The sequence below is a fragment of the Variovorax restrictus genome (assembly GCF_051216715.1).
Taxonomy (GTDB): domain Bacteria; phylum Pseudomonadota; class Gammaproteobacteria; order Burkholderiales; family Burkholderiaceae_C; genus Variovorax.
Genome location: NZ_JBPJZH010000001.1, coordinates 2,675,969 through 2,692,662 on the forward strand (window position 1 = coordinate 2,675,969; position 16,694 = coordinate 2,692,662).

The 16,694-nt window shown below is 69.0% G+C and carries 18 protein-coding genes; 8 read left to right on the forward strand and 10 right to left on the reverse strand.

Annotated elements, in window-relative coordinates:
- Positions 1-56 precede the first annotated feature (56 nt).
- On the forward strand, positions 57-491 hold the full coding sequence (locus ACSFA0_RS12650) for a hypothetical protein (protein WP_435450517.1): 435 nt from the start codon (positions 57-59) through the stop codon (positions 489-491).
- Between the two features lie 25 nt (positions 492-516).
- Here the strand turns inward: ACSFA0_RS12650 and ACSFA0_RS12655 are convergent, their stop codons facing one another.
- Positions 517-1,563, reverse strand: a complete 1,047-nt coding sequence (locus ACSFA0_RS12655; RefSeq protein ID WP_435450968.1) for an Ldh family oxidoreductase — start codon at positions 1,561-1,563, stop codon at positions 517-519.
- Positions 1,564-1,716: 153 nt separating this feature from the next.
- Here ACSFA0_RS12655 and ACSFA0_RS12660 point away from each other — a divergent pair, with 153 nt between their 5' ends.
- The gene (locus ACSFA0_RS12660) at positions 1,717-2,502 is read left to right on the forward strand and encodes a sulfurtransferase (RefSeq protein WP_435450518.1); all 786 of its coding nucleotides are present in this window, start codon (positions 1,717-1,719) and stop codon (positions 2,500-2,502) included.
- A gap of 12 nt (positions 2,503-2,514) precedes the next feature.
- Here the strand turns inward: ACSFA0_RS12660 and ACSFA0_RS12665 are convergent, their stop codons facing one another.
- The 4 genes from ACSFA0_RS12665 to ACSFA0_RS12680 form a co-directional block, all read right to left on the reverse strand.
- The gene (locus tag ACSFA0_RS12665; protein WP_435450519.1) at positions 2,515-3,432 is read right to left on the reverse strand and encodes a pirin family protein; all 918 of its coding nucleotides are present in this window, start codon (positions 3,430-3,432) and stop codon (positions 2,515-2,517) included.
- Positions 3,433-3,472: 40 nt separating this feature from the next.
- Entirely contained in the window at positions 3,473-4,027 is a 555-nt protein-coding gene (locus ACSFA0_RS12670; protein WP_435450520.1) for a flavodoxin family protein, read from the reverse strand.
- Between the two features lie 40 nt (positions 4,028-4,067).
- A complete protein-coding gene (locus ACSFA0_RS12675) occupies positions 4,068-4,505 on the reverse strand; it encodes a DoxX family protein (protein WP_435450521.1) in 438 nt (145 codons plus the stop codon).
- 68 nt (positions 4,506-4,573) lie between these two features.
- Positions 4,574-5,275, reverse strand: a complete 702-nt coding sequence (locus ACSFA0_RS12680; protein ID WP_435450522.1) for a pirin family protein — start codon at positions 5,273-5,275, stop codon at positions 4,574-4,576.
- A gap of 143 nt (positions 5,276-5,418) precedes the next feature.
- Here ACSFA0_RS12680 and ACSFA0_RS12685 point away from each other — a divergent pair, with 143 nt between their 5' ends.
- From ACSFA0_RS12685 to trmB, 4 genes are read left to right on the forward strand one after another with little or no spacing between them, the layout of a single operon-like run.
- Positions 5,419-6,372: a LysR family transcriptional regulator gene (locus ACSFA0_RS12685; RefSeq protein ID WP_435450523.1), complete on the forward strand. Its 954-nt coding sequence runs from the start codon at positions 5,419-5,421 to the stop codon at positions 6,370-6,372.
- 31 nt (positions 6,373-6,403) lie between these two features.
- Complete coding sequence (locus tag ACSFA0_RS12690; RefSeq protein WP_435450969.1) at positions 6,404-7,507, forward strand: NAD(P)/FAD-dependent oxidoreductase; 1,104 nt, start codon at positions 6,404-6,406, stop codon at positions 7,505-7,507.
- Entirely contained in the window at positions 7,504-8,424 is a 921-nt protein-coding gene (gluQRS, locus tag ACSFA0_RS12695; protein ID WP_435450524.1) for a tRNA glutamyl-Q(34) synthetase GluQRS, read from the forward strand. Before ACSFA0_RS12690 ends, gluQRS begins: the two co-directional genes overlap by 4 nt.
- Positions 8,421-9,179: a tRNA (guanosine(46)-N7)-methyltransferase TrmB gene (gene trmB / locus ACSFA0_RS12700; protein ID WP_435450525.1), complete on the forward strand. Its 759-nt coding sequence runs from the start codon at positions 8,421-8,423 to the stop codon at positions 9,177-9,179. Before gluQRS ends, trmB begins: the two co-directional genes overlap by 4 nt.
- 1 nt (position 9,180) lies before the next feature.
- Here the strand turns inward: trmB and ACSFA0_RS12705 are convergent, their stop codons facing one another.
- The gene (locus ACSFA0_RS12705) at positions 9,181-10,701 is read right to left on the reverse strand and encodes a methyl-accepting chemotaxis protein (RefSeq protein WP_435450526.1); all 1,521 of its coding nucleotides are present in this window, start codon (positions 10,699-10,701) and stop codon (positions 9,181-9,183) included.
- A 138-nt stretch (positions 10,702-10,839) separates the two neighbouring features.
- Here ACSFA0_RS12705 and ACSFA0_RS12710 point away from each other — a divergent pair, with 138 nt between their 5' ends.
- Positions 10,840-11,982, forward strand: a complete 1,143-nt coding sequence (locus ACSFA0_RS12710; RefSeq protein ID WP_435450527.1) for an ABC transporter substrate-binding protein — start codon at positions 10,840-10,842, stop codon at positions 11,980-11,982.
- 30 nt (positions 11,983-12,012) lie between these two features.
- On the opposite strand, the gene ACSFA0_RS12715 is transcribed toward ACSFA0_RS12710, so the two are convergent.
- The 4 genes from ACSFA0_RS12715 to ACSFA0_RS12730 are packed head-to-tail and all read right to left on the reverse strand — an operon-like array spanning position 12,013 to position 16,168.
- Complete coding sequence (locus tag ACSFA0_RS12715) at positions 12,013-12,435, reverse strand: response regulator (protein ID WP_435450528.1); 423 nt, start codon at positions 12,433-12,435, stop codon at positions 12,013-12,015.
- A complete protein-coding gene (locus ACSFA0_RS12720; RefSeq protein ID WP_435450529.1) occupies positions 12,432-12,929 on the reverse strand; it encodes a GAF domain-containing protein in 498 nt (165 codons plus the stop codon). The genes ACSFA0_RS12715 and ACSFA0_RS12720 overlap by 4 nt, the downstream gene beginning before the upstream one ends.
- Before the next feature lie 39 nt (positions 12,930-12,968).
- On the reverse strand, positions 12,969-14,441 hold the full coding sequence (locus ACSFA0_RS12725) for a chemotaxis protein CheW (RefSeq protein WP_435450530.1): 1,473 nt from the start codon (positions 14,439-14,441) through the stop codon (positions 12,969-12,971).
- Positions 14,438-16,168: a methyl-accepting chemotaxis protein gene (locus ACSFA0_RS12730; RefSeq protein ID WP_435450531.1), complete on the reverse strand. Its 1,731-nt coding sequence runs from the start codon at positions 16,166-16,168 to the stop codon at positions 14,438-14,440. Before ACSFA0_RS12730 ends, ACSFA0_RS12725 begins: the two co-directional genes overlap by 4 nt.
- Positions 16,169-16,377: 209 nt before the next feature.
- On the opposite strand from ACSFA0_RS12730, the gene ACSFA0_RS12735 reads away from it, so the two are divergent.
- The gene (locus ACSFA0_RS12735; RefSeq protein ID WP_435450532.1) at positions 16,378-16,689 is read left to right on the forward strand and encodes a DUF1090 family protein; all 312 of its coding nucleotides are present in this window, start codon (positions 16,378-16,380) and stop codon (positions 16,687-16,689) included.
- Positions 16,690-16,694: the final 5 nt, after the last annotated feature.

Here is a 16,694-nt window from a genome sequence, read left to right on the forward strand (position 1 = left end):
CAGAATCGCTGAGACGCCGAGGCATTTTCGGCGTCGCGAACCACCAGGAACAGGCGATGCTCGTACGGTGTTATTGGCTGCTGCGGACCTTCGCACTCCACGTCGGTGGCGCGCTGGCGGTGTGCATCGCGATGCACACGCTGCTGCGCACCGCGGACGACACGTCGTCGGTCGTGCTGGGGCTCGAACTGCTCGGCATCGGTTGCACCGCCGTGCTGGCCTTCATCTATGGTCTCTTCAGCGCGCACGGCGACCCGAAATCCGTCCCGTTTCTGCTGATGCGCGAGAACACCGCCGAAGGCGCGGCCATTGTGTGGGCCTTGTTCTGCGGGCTGACGGTCTGGGCAGCGCTCGACGACCCGATGGCGCTGCCGCTCACCGCGGCATCGGCGCTGGTCGGGTTGGGCTGGTGGCGCCTCGCACGCAAGACGCACAGCCTGGTCGACCACGCGGTCCGGACCGGCTTCGCCGTCACGACCGAAGGCTTCTGAGCGCCCCTCGTCTGCGCAGTGCCGATCAGGCGGCGCTGTCGATGCCCAGCCGCGCCGCCAGGTCCGCCAGCGCCTTCCAGCTCCCCTCCCCCAGTTCGATGTGGGTGGCATGCCGCTCGCGGTTACGCGCCTCGTACTCGCCCGGGTACTGCACGCCCTCGCCACCGTCCTGCGGCGGGCACGACAGCAAGTAGTCGATGAACGCCCCGGCCTCGTGCGCCTGCCAGGCCGGCGCGCCGGCCGATGCGGGGTCGAACACCAGCGCGAACAAGTTGTTGGTGGCCAGACCGGCGCGCGGGTTCTCGGGCTGGATCGTGCCGCCACCCGACAGCACGCCGGCCAGCAGTTCGGCCACCACGCCCAGCGCATAACCCTTGTGGGCGCCGAAAGGCAGCAGCGCACCGGGTGGCTTGCCGAACATCACGGCAGGGTCGCGGGTCGGGTGGCCCTGTGCATCGATCAGCGCGCCCGCCGGCGCCGATTCGCCGTTGTCGGCCAGCACGCGCGCCTTGTTGAGCGCGATGGTGCTGGTCGCCATGTCGACGATCAGCGGCGGGCGCCCATCCGGCAGCGGGCTGGCGAAGCACAGCGGGTTGGTCGTGAGCCGCGCCTCGGCGCCGCCGAAGGGCGCGACAATGGGCGGTCGGTTGATCACGTTGGTGAAGGCGGCCAACACCATGCCGGCCGCGGCCACCTGCTCGCCGTAGTGCCCCATGCGGCCGAGATGATGGCTGTCGCGCAGCGTGACGATGCAATGGCCATGGCTGCGCGCCGCATCGATGGCCGAGGCCATCACCTGCTTGCCCACGTGCTGGCCGAAGCCGTGGTGGCCGTGCCAGGCCTGGAACGCGCCGCGGTCGGTCAGCAGTTCCGGCCGCGCCGTGCCGTCGAGCTGGCCGTCGGCCAGCGCCTTGGCGTAGCCCGGCAGGATCGAGATGCCGTGGCTCGCGTAGCCCACGCGGTCGGATTCGACCAGATGCTCGGCGACGTCACGCGCGATGTCGTCGGGCACCTGCTGCGTCTGCAGGAGCCTCTCGACCAGGCGAAGGGCGTCGGGGACAGGGAGGCGGATGCTCATGCGGGGGTCGTCCGTGAAGGGAAAAAGGCCGCAGAACGGTCAGGCCGCATGCTAGGCCGTTTTGATCGGCAAACGGCTTGCGCCGCATCAAACCGAGGGGCATTGCACGCGCGGTGGGTCCACGCGCGCACTTTTACAATCACGCCCGTGCTTCCCATCCTCAACATCGCCGCTTATCTCTTCAGCGCCATCGAAGACCCCGCCGCCCTGCGCCTCACGCTGCTCGACAACGCCCGTGCGCGCGCGCTCATGGGGACCATCCTCGTGGCGCCCGAAGGCATCAACCTCTTTCTCGCGGGTGAGCCGGACGCCGTCCGCGGCTTCGTCGCGGAACTGCGTGCCGACCCGCGCTTCGCCTCGCTCGACACCAAGGAAAGCTGGTCCGCCACGCAGCCCTTCCGCCGCATGCTGGTGAAGGTCAAGCGCGAGATCATCCGCATGGACCATCCGGCGATCCAGCCCGCGGCCGGCCGCGCGCCGGGCGTCGAGGCCGCCACGCTCAAGCGCTGGCTCGACCAGGGCCACGACGACGCGGGCCAGCCGATCGCCCTGCTCGACACGCGCAATGCCTTCGAGGTCGACCACGGCACCTTCGAAGGCGCCATCGACTGGCGCATCTCGAAGTTCACCGAATTCCCGCCCGCCCTGCTGGCGCACAAGGACGAACTGGCGGGCAAGACGGTGGTGAGCTTCTGCACCGGGGGCATCCGCTGCGAGAAGGCGGCCATCCTGATGCGGGAAGCCGGTGTGGCCAACGTGCTGCAACTCGAAGGCGGCATCCTCAAGTACTTCGAGGAAGTCGGTGGTGCGCACTACCGCGGCGACTGCTTCGTGTTCGACGGGCGCCGCACGCTGGCGCCCGACCTGAGCGCGACCGGCAACGCCGCCAGCGCCCGGGCCGCCGAAGACCCGGACCTCGCCCGCAAGGGCTGATCCCGCGCCAGCTCAGACCGGCGTGGTCCCCGTGTCCGGCGTCGGGCTCTGCACCTGGAACGGGTGGCCCGGCAGCGGGATGAATTCGGTTTCGCCGGGCACGTGGCCCATGCGTTGCGCGGCCCAGTCGTCGCCGGCCTGCAGGATGCGTTCGCGCCGGCTCGAGACGAAGTTCCAGGTGATGAAGCGCGGCCCGTCGAGCGGCGCGCCGCCGATCACCACCAGCCGCACGGCTTGCGCAGCCGTCAGCGTGGCGCCCTGCCCGTCCGGCAGCGCCACCATGGTGTGGGCGTCGATCGGCGTGCCGTCGATGGCGAGGTGCCCGTCGACGACATAGACCGCGAGTTCGGCCGCCAGCGCTGGCAGCACGAAGCTCGATCCCGCCTGCAAAGCCATGTCGAGATAGACCGTGGGTGCGAAGGTCTTGACCGGCGACACGGCGCCGAAGGCTTCGCCGATCAGCACACGCACCTGTGCGCCCTGCTCCTCGCACTCGGGAATCGCGCTCGACGCGGTGTGGATGAAGCTGGGCTCTACCTCCTCGAAAGCCTGCGGCAGCGCCGCCCACAGCTGCAGACCATGGTTGACGTACTCGTCAGCCAGCAACCGTTCGGGCTTGCGCTCCGAATGCACGATGCCGCGCCCGGCGGTCATCCAGTTGATGGCGCCCGGCAGGATCTCCTGCACGCTGCCGAGGCTGTCGCGATGCATCATCGCGCCCTCGAACAGATAGGTGACCGTGGCCAGCCCGATGTGCGGATGCGGCCGCACGTCGTGCTGGTTGCCCGGCGTCTCGGTGGCCGGGCCGAAGTGGTCGAAGAAGACGAAGGGCCCCACGGAACGGCGCTTCGCGGCCGGCAGCAAGCGCCGGACCTTGAAGCCACCGCCGAGGTCCTTGTCGTGGGGCTGGAGCACGAGCAGTTCGTTCATCGTGGGGCGGCGCGGCTCGGGCCGCGCATCGAGGTGTGGATCAGCCGCGAAGCTTAGCCGCGATGGCAGCCACGCGCGCGCCGTAGAGCTTCGCGGTGTCGAGGTCGCCCTGCGGGACTTCGGCAGCGCTGGCATCCGACGGCGACTGCACCAGCAGGCCGACCGAGCCACCCAGGTTGTTCACGTCGTTGCGCGTGGCGGCCTTGGTGTTGGCCGGCGGCAAACCCAGGCTCACCCACACGCCGCCGTGCTGCGACGCCAGCGTGTTGAGGTACTGCAGCGTGACCTGCTTGTCGCCGTTCAGGCTTGCGCTGTTCGTGAAGCCGCCGAAGACCTTGTCCTGCCAGCCGCGGGTGAACCAGACCTTGGACGAGGCATCCGCGAACTTCTTGAACTGCCAGCTCGCACCGCCCATGTAGGTGGGCGAGCCGAAGATGATGGCGTCGGCCGCATTGAGCGTTTCCCAGCCGCCTTCGGGCAGGTTGCCGTCGGCGTCGATGGTGATCAGCTCGGCGCCTGCGCCGTCGGCGACGGCCTGCGCAACGCGCTGCGTGTGGCCATAGCCGGAATGAAAAACGATGGCGATCTTGGACATGTGTGTTCCTGATGAGTTGGAAAGGCGGTGGCTCGAGCGCTCAGCGCTTGTCGACGCTCAGACGGCCCGGACCGAAGGCCCAGACGGTGAGCAGGCCGCCGACCACCGCGATGTTCTTGAAGAACATGAGCTGGTTGACGAAGGCCTTGTCGGCCGGCATGGCCCAGTAGTTGTGGAAGGCGAAGGTGGCGACCAGCGTGAACAGCGCAATGCCCAGGACGGTCCAGCGCGTCTTGAAGCCGACCAGCAGCATGATGCCCAGGCCGAGTTCGACCAGGATGGCCAGCGCGGCAGCGACCTGCGGCAGCGGCAGCCCGACCGAGCCGATGTAGCCGACGGTGCCGGCAAAGCCCATGAGCTTGCCGAAGCCGGCCGGAATGAAGAGCGCGGCGATCAGCACGCGCCCGATCAGGGCGACGACATCCTGGCTGCCGGTGGTGGTGACGCCGGGGGCGCGGTTGGCGGTGATGGTGGACATGGAAATACTCCTGCGGTTGATAAGAATTGAACAAGAAAAACCGCTGCCCACGGGCAGCGGCGGGAACATCAGGCGGCGAGGTCGAACACCAGCACTTCGGCGTCGTTGCCGGCGCTCAGTGACAGTTGCGTCTCGCCTTCGATCATCGCGGCGTCACCGGTTGCCAGCTTCGCGCCATTGACCTCGAGCTCGCCACGCACCAGGTGCACATAGCTCTTGCGCGACGGATCGAGCGTCAGCGATGCCTTCTCGTCGCCGTCGAGCAGGCCGGCGTACAGCCTCGCGTCGGCATGCACCGTCACCGAGCCATCACTGCCGTCCGGCGATGCCACCAGGCGCAGGCGCCCACGCTTGTCGGCGGCGTCGAACTGCTTCTGCTCGTAGCCGGGCTCGATGCCCTTGACGTTCGGCTGGATCCAGATCTGCAGGAAGTGCGTGGTCTGGTCGGCCTTGTGGTTGAACTCGCTGTGCATCACACCGCGGCCGGCGCTCATGCGCTGCACGTCGCCCGGCGGAATGCTCTCGACATTGCCCATGCTGTCCTTGTGCGCCAGTTCGCCCGACAGCACGTAGCTGATGATCTCCATGTCCTTGTGACCGTGGGTGCCGAAGCCGGCGCCACCCGCCACGCGGTCTTCGTTGATCACGCGCAGGTTGCCGTAGCCCATGTGGGCCGGGTCGTAGTAGCCGGCGAACGAGAAGCTGTGAAAGGACTTGAGCCAGCCGTGATCGGCGTAGCCGCGTTCCTGGGATTTACGAATCGTCAACATCGTTGAACTCCTTGGCCCTTCGGGCTCCTTCAGATGCCGCGCCGTATGCGCAGCGGATGAAGTGAACTTTAGGGCGCCCAAGGCGGTTCAAAGGCGCCTGGATTTGATGGCATCATTCGATTTATTTGAATGAAGGATCGGCCATGCCCAGCGCCCGCGACGTGCTGACCCCGGACGCCCTCGCCATGCTCCAGACGGTGGTGCGCGCAGGCAGTTTCGCCGGCGCCGCGCGCGCGATGGCCATGGTGCCCAGCGCCCTGAGTTACCGCGTGCGGCAAATCGAGGACGCGCTCGACGTGCTGCTGTTCGACCGCAGCGCGCGCCAGGCGCGGCTCACGGAGGCCGGCGCCGAACTGCTGCGCGAAGCCCCGCGGCTGTTGGCCGACCTGGAGGCGGTGGCCAACCGCGTCAAGCGCGTGGCCACCGGCTGGGAGCCCCTCTTCACCATCGCGATCGACAGCGTGATCGCCCGCGACCCGATGCTCGATCTGGTCGGCGCCTTCTATGCGCTGGAGCCGCCCACGCGCCTGAAGCTGCGCGACGAGACGCTGCTGGGCACCGTCGAGGCCCTGGCCAGCGGCGAGGCCGACCTGGCCGTCGGCTCGGTGCTCGACGCGTCGAGCCTGGGCTTCACCGCACCCGGCATCCGCACCCGACCCCTGGGCGAACTGCGCTTCGTGTACGCGGTGGCACCGAACCACCCGCTGGCCCGGCTGCCGCAGCCGCTGAGCGACGCCACGCTGCGCGCCCATCGCGCCGTGGCGGCGGCCGATTCCTCGCGCGCCGGGCCGACGATGAACGTCAACCTGATCGGCGGGCAGGACGTGCTCACGGTGCCGAACATGCAGGCCAAGCTGGCCGCGCAGCTGCATGGCCTGGGCGGCGGGTTCCTGCCGGAGGCGATGGCACGCCCCTACATCGAGGCCGGCCACCTGGTCGAGTTGAAGACCGACCGCGGCGTTCCGGTCGGCCAGATGCACCTGGCGTGGCGGGTGCGCTCGGCCGCGCGGCCTGGCCGCGCGCTCGCGTGGTGGCTCGCGCAGTTCGAGCACGTTGGCACCCAGCGCGCCTTGCTGGAGCAGCACCGGGGCCGTTGAAAGGCGATGTAGAGTCAGCGGCCATTTCGCCCTGCACGCCCCTCAAAGAAAGAGACCCGTCATGACCACCTCCGCACCGACCGACCGTCACCGAACCGCCAGCCCGGCGCCGAAGCATTTCGCGATCGTGGGCGCCGGCATGGCGGGCATCGCCTGTGCACGCACCCTGGTGCAGGCGGGTCACCGGGTCACGGTGTTCGAAGCGGAAGACGGCGCGGGCGGCCGCATGGCCAGCGAATCGACCGCCTTCGGCCGCTTCGACAGCGGCGCGCAGTACTTCACCGTGCGCGACGAGCGCTTCGCCCTCGCGCTGCAGACCGTGCCCAAGCTCTGCCGCCCCTGGAGCGCCAACCTCGTGCGCGTGCTCGACCCGCACGGCCGCGTGGCCGAAGCCGCCCTGCCTTCGCTCGAGCCGCATTACGTCGCCCAACCGGGCATGGACGCGGTGGTGGCAGCCTGGGCCAAGCCGCTGGGCGACAGCCTGATCACCGGCGTGCAGGTGACGCAGATCGAGCCCGACGCGCTCGACCGCAAGCGCTGGCAGCTGCACACCGACGGCGGCCCCGGCGTGCCCGTGCATTCCGGTTTCGACGCGGTGCTGCTGGCCATTCCGCCGGCGCGCGCACGGCTGCTGCTGGGCCGCAGCCAGGTCGCGCCCTCGCTCGAACGCAACATCGCCAAGGTGCATGCCTCCCCCTGCTGGACGCTGATGATCGCCTTCCCGCAGGCCAACCAGCCGACTATGTCGCACCTGGGGCCGCAGTGGAACGCGGCGCGCAGCACCCACCACCGGGTGGCCTGGCTGGCGCGCGAATCGTCCAAGCCGGGCCGCGATCCGGTCGAGCGCTGGACGCTGCAGGCCAGCCCGACCTGGTCGCAGGAGCACCTGCGCGACGACGCGCCGCGCGTCGAGGCCAAGCTGCTGCGCGCCTTCTCGGAGATCACCGGCATCTACGCCACGCCCAACTATGCCCGCGCCCGCTGCTGGCCGGAGGCGCAGACCCAGGCCCCGCTGGGCAAGCCGCACCTGTGGGACGCCAAGGCGCGCATCGGCCTGGCCGGCGACTGGTGCATGGGCCACCGCGTCGAAGACGCCTTCCTCTCCGGCCTGTCGCTGGCCCTCGCTGTGGCGTGACGCCCACCGGCCGGTTCGCGCCCTCGCCCACCGGGCCGCTGCATGCGGGCTCGCTGGTGGCGGCGCTGGCGAGCTGGCTCGACGTGCGGGCGCGCGGCCCCCAGGCCCGCTGGCTGGTGCGCATCGAGGACGCCGACACCGAGCGCTGCCTGCCCGGGCTGGGTGAGCACATCCTCGGGCAACTCGCGGCCTGCGGTCTGTTGCCGGATGAAACGCCGGTCTGGCAGACGCAGCGCAGCGCGCGCTACCAGGCGGCGCTCGACGCACTGGTCGCCATGCACCGCGCCTACCCCTGCGGCTGCTCGCGCAAGGACATCGATGCCGCGCTCGCGGCGCGCGGCGTGACGCACACGCGCCACGGTGAACGCGTCTACCCGGGCACCTGCCGCGACGGCCTGCACGGCAAGTCCGCGCGCGCCTGGCGCTTCGCCGTCGAACCGCTCGCCCCGCCGCCCGACCCGGCGGTGCACGACCTCCCCTGGAGCGACCGGCGCCTTGGCCCGCAACGCCAGGACGTCGCCGCCGAGGTCGGCGACTTCGTGCTGCGCCGCGCCGATGGCCCGTGGGCCTACCAGCTCGCCGTGGTGGTCGACGATGCCGACCAGGGCGTGACCGACATCGTGCGCGGCGAAGACCTGACCGACAACACGGCACGCCAGATCCTGCTGCAGCGTGCGCTCGGCCTGCCGACGCCGAGCTACCTGCACACGCCACTGGTGCTCGCGCCGGACGGACAGAAGCTCTCCAAGCAGAACGGCGCGACGTCACTCGATCTCGACACGCCCATCGCGGCCTTGCGAGCACTCGATGCGGCTGCGCAGGCGCTCGGATTGCCCACGACAACGGCCACGAACACCGCCGATGCGCTGGCCGGCTGGATCGGCCCCTGGCGCGATCTCTACAATTCGCGCCCGTGACAAACCTGCCCGCGACCGACCTTCCTCCCGACGTACCGGGCCCCATCGACCCTGCCGAGGCCGCCGACCCGGCCGCGACCAACCCCCGCTACGGCCAGCGTCTCAAGAGCTTCGTCAAGCGCGGCGGCCGGACCACCGACGGCCAGCAGCGCGCCTACGACGAACTCGGTCCGACCTACCTGCTGCCCTACCGCGCCGAGCCGCTCGACTTCGCCGCCACCTTCGGCCGCGAGGCGCCCACCGTGCTCGAGATCGGTTTCGGCATGGGCGAAGCCACGGCGCACATCGCGGCCGTGATGCCCGAGACGAACTTCCTGTGCTGCGAAGTGCACGAGCCCGGCGTCGGCGCACTGCTCAAGCGCATCGGCGAACAGGGCCTGACCAACATCCGAATCTGCGCGCACGACGCGGTCGACGTGCTCGACCACATGCTGCCGACCGGCACGCTGGCCGGCGTGCACATCTTCTTTCCCGACCCCTGGCACAAGAAGCGCCACAACAAGCGCCGGCTGATTCAGTCGCCGCTGGTGGCCAAGCTGGCCGATCGGCTGAAGCCCGGCGGCTACCTCCACTGCGCCACCGACTGGCAGCCCTACGCCGAGCAGATGCTGGAGGTGCTGTCGGCGGAACCGCTGCTGCGCAACAGCGCCGCCGACTACGCACCCAAGCCGCACTACCGGCCCCTGACGAAGTTCGAGAACCGCGGCCTCAAGCTGGGCCACGGGGTCTGGGACCTGGTCTTCGTGCGGCGCTGAATCAAACCTTGAAGACGCTGACCGCCTGAACCAGGCTGCCGGCCTGTTCCTGCAGCGAGGCGGCGGCTGCCGCGGCTTCTTCGACCAGCGCGGCGTTCTGCTGCGTGACCTGGTCCATCTGCGTGATGGCCTGGTTGATCTGGTCGATGCCCTGGGTCTGCTCGTGGCTCGCGGCACTGATCTCGCCCATGATGTCGGTCACGCGCCGGACGCTGGCCACGATCTCGTCCATGGTGCGCCCCGCCTCCGCGACCTGCGCGCTGCCCGCGCCCACCTTGCCCACCGAGTCGTCGATGAGGGTCTTGATCTCCTTGGCCGCCGCCGCCGAACGCTGTGCCAGGCTGCGCACTTCCGAGGCCACCACCGCGAAGCCGCGGCCCTGCTCACCGGCCCGCGCCGCCTCCACCGCGGCATTGAGCGCCAGGATGTTGGTCTGGAAGGCGATGCCGTCGATGACCGAGATGATGTCGACGATCTTCAGGCTCGATGCATTGATCGCGCTCATGGTGCCGACCACCTGGCCGACGACGCTGCCGCCGCGCACGGCCACTTCCGAGGCCGAGGCTGCCAGTTGATTGGCCTGGCGGGCGTTGTCGGCGTTCTGCTTGACCGTCGAGGTGAGCTCCTCCATCGAGGCGGCCGTTTGTTGAAGCGAGCTGGCCTGCTGCTCGGTGCGCGACGACAGGTCCTGGTTGCCCGAAGCGATCTGACCCGAGGCGGTCGCGATGGTGTCGGTCGACCCACGGATCTCCGCCACCGTGCCCGCCAGGCTTTGCTGCATCTGGTGCATCGCATGGAGAAGGCTGGCCTCGTCGCCGGGGCGGACCCGCACGGCCACGCCCAGGTCGCCGCCGCCGATCTTTTGCACCACCTCGACTGCGTAGTCGGGCTCACCGCCGAGTTGCCGGTAGAGCTTGCGCGCCATGCGCCAGCCCATCCCGCCGATGATCGCCATGAGGACGGCACCGATGCCCAGGAGCATGGCAGCGCTGCGCCAGAAGGCCGTCTGGATGTCGTCGATGTAGTCGCCGAAGCCGACGATCCAATCCCAGGGTTCGAAGCGGACGATCGCGTAAAGCTTCTCGACTTCGTCCTTGGTACCGGGCCGGGTGCCGAAAGCGGTCAGCGTGGCGATCTTCTTGCCGGCGAGTGCCGCGCGGTAACGTTCCCCGGCTTCCTTGCCGCCCTTGGCGTCGACGATGCCGACCCGCTTGGGGTTCGGGTGCACCAGATTCACGTCGTCGGCATAGCCGCGCACGAAGAAGTACAGGTCGTCCTTCTGCAGGCTGCCGATGATCTTCTTGCCCTCCATTTGAGCCTGCTCGCGCGTCAGTTCGCCCGCTTTCTCGCGGGCGTGCAGCTTTTCAAGCGACGCCTGCGCCAGCACCACCAGGGTCGACAGCTGCGCCGTGCGCTCCTTCGTCATCGTCTGGCGAAGCGTCGACAGAGAGACGGCGGCGAGGACCAGCATGCTGAGCAAGGCTGCCGCACAAAGAAGGAGGATTCGGGTGCGGAGTTTCATGAGGGCCTGAGGGTTGCCAAGTGGAGAAAAGCTTCCGTGTATTTATCGGCAGCCACGGCCAAAAGTTGAGCGCCCGCCTGTCCAGCCGGGCACGGTCATTGCGTATCCTTTGTTACCAATTGATTCCTGGGGTTGCTCATGGCTTTTTCGCGCAGGCAATGGCTGGCGCTCACCGGCGGCTGCATCGGCATTGGCCTGAGTGCGCCCTTGCGCGCGCAGACGGCACCCGCAGCGCCCGCGCGTCGCATCGTGTGGGGGCAGTCGGTGCCGCTGACCGGCGCCGGCAGCGAGATCGGCATGGCCTTCGCCGGCGGCGCCAAGCTCTACGTCGACGCCTTCAACGACGCCCATCCGGCCCAGCACATCGAGCTGCGGCAGATCGACGACGGCTTCGACGCCACGCGTGCGGGCAGCAACGCCATGAAACTGCTGGCCGATGGCGCCGACCTGCTGTTCGGCTTCGTGGGCACCGGCAGCAGCAATGCCGGCGCCAAGGTGGCGCAGGAAAAAGGCGCCCTCTTCTTCGCGCCTTTCGGTGCGGCCGACGCGCTGCGCGACGAGGCGCACGCCAACGTGTTCCACGTCCGCCCGAGCATGGCCGACGAGGCCTTCAAGATGGTGCGGCACTGCGCCACCATCGGCCAGTCGCGCATCGCCGTGCTGGCCGAAGACAACCCGCTGGGCCGCGCCGGCCTGCAGGCCGTGAACGACGCCATCGCCGAGCTCAAGCTGCCGCCGCTGGTGGGCTCCGCCTTCGTGCCGGCCGGCAGCACCCAGGTCGACGCTGCCGTGGCGAGCCTCCACAAGCTGCAGCCGCAGGTCGTGATCCAGGCGGCGCTGTTCCAGACCACGGCCGCGGTCATCCAGGCCATGCGCAAGACCGGCTACGTCGGCCTGTTCATGAACTACTCGGTGGTCGGCCTCAACCCGCTCTTCATCGCGCTCGGCAAGGACATCCGCGGCGTGGTCATCTCCCAGGTGGTGCCTTCGCCGCGAAGCACCGCCGTGGCCGTCGTGCGCGAGTACAACGCCGCCATCGACAACTCCGACCAGACGCCGACGTATGAAAGCCTCGAAGGCTTCATCGCCGCCAAGACCCTGGCCGAAGGCATCCGCCGCACCGGGCGCAACTTCACGGTGCCGGCCCTGCAGCGCACGCTGTCGGGCATGACGGCCTACGACGTCGGCGGCTACCGCATCAACCTGCGCGCCGGAGCGCGCGACGCGGCCTGGGGGATCGAGCTGGTGACCGTGACGGCGGACGGGCGGGTGGTGCGCTGACGCGGGGCCCGCTGCTGCGCGGGTCGACGATCAGGACGCGACGCTGACCGGCTCTGCGGCCGCCGCGCCCTGACGATCGCCGAGCCCCGCCAGACAATCGAGCAGTTGGCTGATCTTGAAGGGGCGTCGCAGCGTCGCAGCGACATCCAGATGTCGCAGGCGGCCTTCGTCCTCCGGCTGCAGCACGGCGGCGATGACCACGACGTGGGCATCGGGCGCGGTCGCGAAACGGCCGTCGCGCAAGTCGCGAAGCAGCGCCAGGGCGCGTTCGGAATCCTGAAAGTCCAAGACCATCCCCTGGTACGCCTGGGCAAGGAGCAAGGTTCGGGCACGTTCCAGATGGGCGGCTTCATGAAAAGCCACGATGGACAGATCGCGGCCGACAGAGACCAGCGTGCGACGCAGCACGAACTGCGGTTCGACCAGCAGAACGCCAGGCAATGCCGCGCTCATTGCGCCTCCTCCACGCCGGCAATGGTGTCGTTGACCAGCGCCTGCAAGGCCACCAAGATCGACAGTTCCAGCGGGCCGACGCTGCGGGGCTCGGTGTCGATCACACAGAGTGTTCCGATGCGATGGCCATCGGGGGCGCTCAGCGGCGCCCCAGCGTAGAAGCGCACATGCGGATCGCCGGTGACCAGCGGGTTGTCGGCAAAACGTGCATCGCAGTGGGCGTCTTCGACGATGAAGAGGCCCGATGTCACGATCGCGTGGCCGCAGAAGGACACATCGCGCCCGGTCTGTTCCACCTTCATGCCGCGCGACGACTTGAACCACTGGCGCTCGCGGTCGATCAGGGTCATGAGCGCGATCGGCATGTCCAGTTGCTCGGCCGCGAAGCGCACTACGCGGTCGAAGCGCTCCTCCGGCGGCGTGTCGAGCAGGTTCAGGGCGTGCAACGCGCGAAGGCGCGCGTCCTCGTCGGGGAGCGTAGGTGCAGGTGTCATGGATGTCTCGTCATTCAAAAAGGGCCGTGCCAGTCGGGGTCAGTCGAGCAGATAGGCCATCTGCGCCAGGTCCACGACCACGACGCTGGCGACGTCTGGCGAGCCCGGTGCGTCGATCAGGCTGAACGCGCCGAGGCCGCCCATGCGCATGCCGCTGCGCCAGGCGCTGTGTGCCGGCAGCCAGTCGGTCAGCCGCTTGATCGCGATGCCCAGCGGCGGCGCCGTGCGGTCGGTCGGCTGAACGAGCACCGCCAGCCGCGCCTCGGCACGACCGTCGGCGCGCGCTGCGTCGCTGAGCGTCGGCAGGTTGACCACGCGCAGCGTCTGACCGCGCCACGCCAGCACGGCGGCCTCGCCGGTGCGCAGATCCTCGCGCGTCGCGTCGGGCAGTTCGACCACGCCGACGATGCCCTCGACAGGCGAGGCATAGCGCTGATCTGCCTCGAAGACCAGGTAGGGCACGGGCTCGGGCGCATCGCTCGGCGCGTTGGCCGCGCCCGTCGAGCCCGCTGCGGACACCCGGCTGATGGAGGTTTCCGGCGTCAGGTGGAACAGCTTGGCCGGGTCGAGCACGCGCAGCTTGCCGATGTCCGCCAGCACGGCAATGCCGGCGAGCAGTTCATCGTCCGGGGTGGATGCACAGGCATCGGGCGCCAGATCGACGAATTGCAGGCAGGCCGTCACCGTCAGGCCCAGCGCCAGCGTGCCGCCGCCAACCACGACCATCCACGGCGCCGATGCCGGGCTGCTGGCGGCACGCCCGGCACTGATGTCGATCAGCGGCAGCTTGCGTCCCTGCCATTCCGCGATGGCCCAGTTGCGCCTCTCGCCACCCAAGGCGAGTTCGATGGCCGGCAAAGGCACCACCCGCTCCAGCACACCGACCGGGACAGCCCAGCGCTCGTCGGCGATCTGGAACACGGCATGACGCAGCGTTGCAGCGGCCCCGGCGCTCGCCCCACCCGCACCCGCACCCGCTGCGGCTGACGGTGGCGGCAGGCACCGATCGGCCGGTGCATCGGCACACCACACCTGGCTCAGACGCATCAAGCGCCCGACTTCGAGCCGGCACAGGGCCGGCATGCCTTCGGCAGCCGGGACGACCGCGTCGAATAGCTCGTCATCGTCGTCGGCGTGATGCACTTGGTGGGCGCCCGCGGGCAACGCAGCTTTCACACCCAGCACCGCATCGACCCGCAGGGCGAGCAGGCCATCGGCATGCTGCAGCACCAGCAGGCGCTGGGTCGTGGTCTCGGCCGTCGCATCGATGGGAAGCCAGCGTTCCAAAGCGACCACCGGCACCGGAACGCCCGATGCATGAACCAGCCCCAGGAGCGCGCCGCTGCGCCGTGGCAACGGCGTGAGCCCTTCGGGCGGCATCGGCAGCGCCTCCCGCACCTGGTCGACGGGGATGGCGATGTGGCAGCGACCGACGCGCACCTGCACGTACGCGCCGGCGCCCGGGGTGGCCGGCGCCGCGGCCGGCCGCAGGCCCGCAGGCGCGGGCTTCATGCCGGCACGCGTGGCGCGTCACGCCCCTGCAGCGCTTCGAGCAACTGGGCGACGTCGCGCGTCGAGCCTTCCTGTTCGAGCGTGGCGCTGCGGATGTCGTCGATGGAGCGCGTCGTGTTCTCCACCGCCCCCAGGATGCGCGCGAAGGCCGCGTCGACCTCCTCGGCATGACGGGTGCCCTCGGAGACGCGGGTGACGGTCTGGTTGATCAGCTTGGCGATTTCGCGGGCAGCCATCGACGATTTCTCGGCCAGCTTGCGCACCTCGTCGGCCACGACCGAGAAGCCCACGCCATGCTCGCCCGCGCGGGCCGCTTCGATGGCGGCATTGAACGCGAGCAGATGCGTCTGGCTCGAGATGTCGCTGATGGTGTCGACGATCTCGTGGATATCGGCCGACGAGCGGTCGATGGCGATGATGGCGTCGCGCGAGCGCCGCACCAGCTCGCTGCCCTCGCCCGCCTCGCGCTGCGTCTGCTGCGCCAGTTCGGACGATCGCTCGGCGCCCCGTGCCAGGCGCTTGATCGACGCGGTCATCGCGTGCAGCACCCGCGTGATGTCTTCCACCTTCTGCGCCACGGCACGTTCGCGCAGAACCTGCGCCGTCACGTCGACTGCGTACTTCACCACCTTGTAGGGCAAGCCGTCCGGTCCGAGGATCGGGTTGTAGGTGGCCTGGATCCAGACCTCGGCGCCGTGCTTGCCGACGCGGCGATAGCGCGCGCTCTGAAACTTGCCCTCGCCCAGATCGGCCCAGAAGTCGCGGTAGGTCTGGCTCTGCGCCAGCCCCGGCTCGCAGAACATGCTGTGGTGGCGGCCCTGGATCTCGGCCAGCGTGTAACCCATGGTGCGCAGGAAGTTCGGGTTGGCGGCCAGCACCTGGCCCTGCATGTCGAACTCGATGACGGCCTGCGACAGGCCGATGGCATCGACCTTGCCCTTGGTCTCTGCCGCCTTGACCATCTCGCGCGTGATGTCGGTGGCGAACTTGACGACCTTGTAGGGCTTGCCGGCGGCGTCAAGGATCGGGTTGTAGGACGCCTGGATCCACACGCTGGCGCCCCCCTTGGCCAGACGGCGATAGCGCCCGGCATTGAACTCACCGCGTGCCAGCTGGCTCCAGAAGCCGACGTACTCGGACGAGGCGGCGAACTCGGGCTCGCAGAACAGGCGGTGATGCTGCCCGATCACTTCCTCCAGCCCGTAGCCGAAAGCATCGAGGAAGTTCTGGTTGGCATGCAGGATGCGACCCGTCAGGTCGAACTCGATCATGGCTTGCACCCGATCGACCGCGGCGATCTTGCCCTCGTAGTCGGCCTGCTGGATGCGCTGCCGGGTCACGTCCGTCGCGAGTTTGACCACGCCCACGGCGCGGCCGTCGCTGTCGCGCACCGGGTTGTAGGAGGCATCGAGCCAGACCTGCTGCCCTGATTTGTTCACGCGATGGAAGATGTCCTTGCGCACTTCGCCAGCGCGCAGGGCCGCCCACATCGCGCCGTAATCGCTGCTCGACACCACCTCCTGCGGACAGAAGATGCGATGGTGTTGCCCCTGGACCTCCTCGGCGCTGTAACCCATCAGGTCCAGGAACAGGCCGTTGGCGCGCAGGACCCGGCCGTCGAGGTCGAATTCGACCACGGCCTGCACCTGCTCCAGGGCACCGAGCAAGGCCGCCGTGCGCGCGTCCTCCTGCGAAGAAACAACGTGCATGTCGGTCGAGGCGTTCATGAGGGGGCGGGTCTCCGATGGGGTCAATCACGGAGATATCGGCAACGCACCTTGCAAGTTGAAGGGCACATGTGTCATTTAATTTTTTGCGCCGCAGCGGTCGAGCCTTTCCCAGGTCACCGAGGTCTTGTCAGACCGACCGGGGAAGTTGCAGGCATGCTCAACACCTCCTTCCCTTCGGTACCCGTATGCGCGCGAATCTCTCTTGCATGGCCTTTCTGCTGACGCTGGCAGCGCCCGCCCTCGCGCAGCCCCAGGGCCAGATCGACCGCAGCGCTTGCAAGGCGGAGCAGTCCGAGATCGAGCAGAACATGGACCTCGCGCAATCCAAAGGCCAGATGCTGCGGCGGCGGCAGCTGGCCGAGGCGCTGATCGCGGTCAAGACGCGTTGCGGGACCCTTGGGCCGGAGCAGACGCGGACAGCCAACATCGAGCGACTGGAGCGCGAAGCCCGAGCGCTTCGGCAGGAACTCGACCATGCCGAGGAGCAACTGCGCAAGCTGAAGCAAGAGGCTCAGTGAGCCGC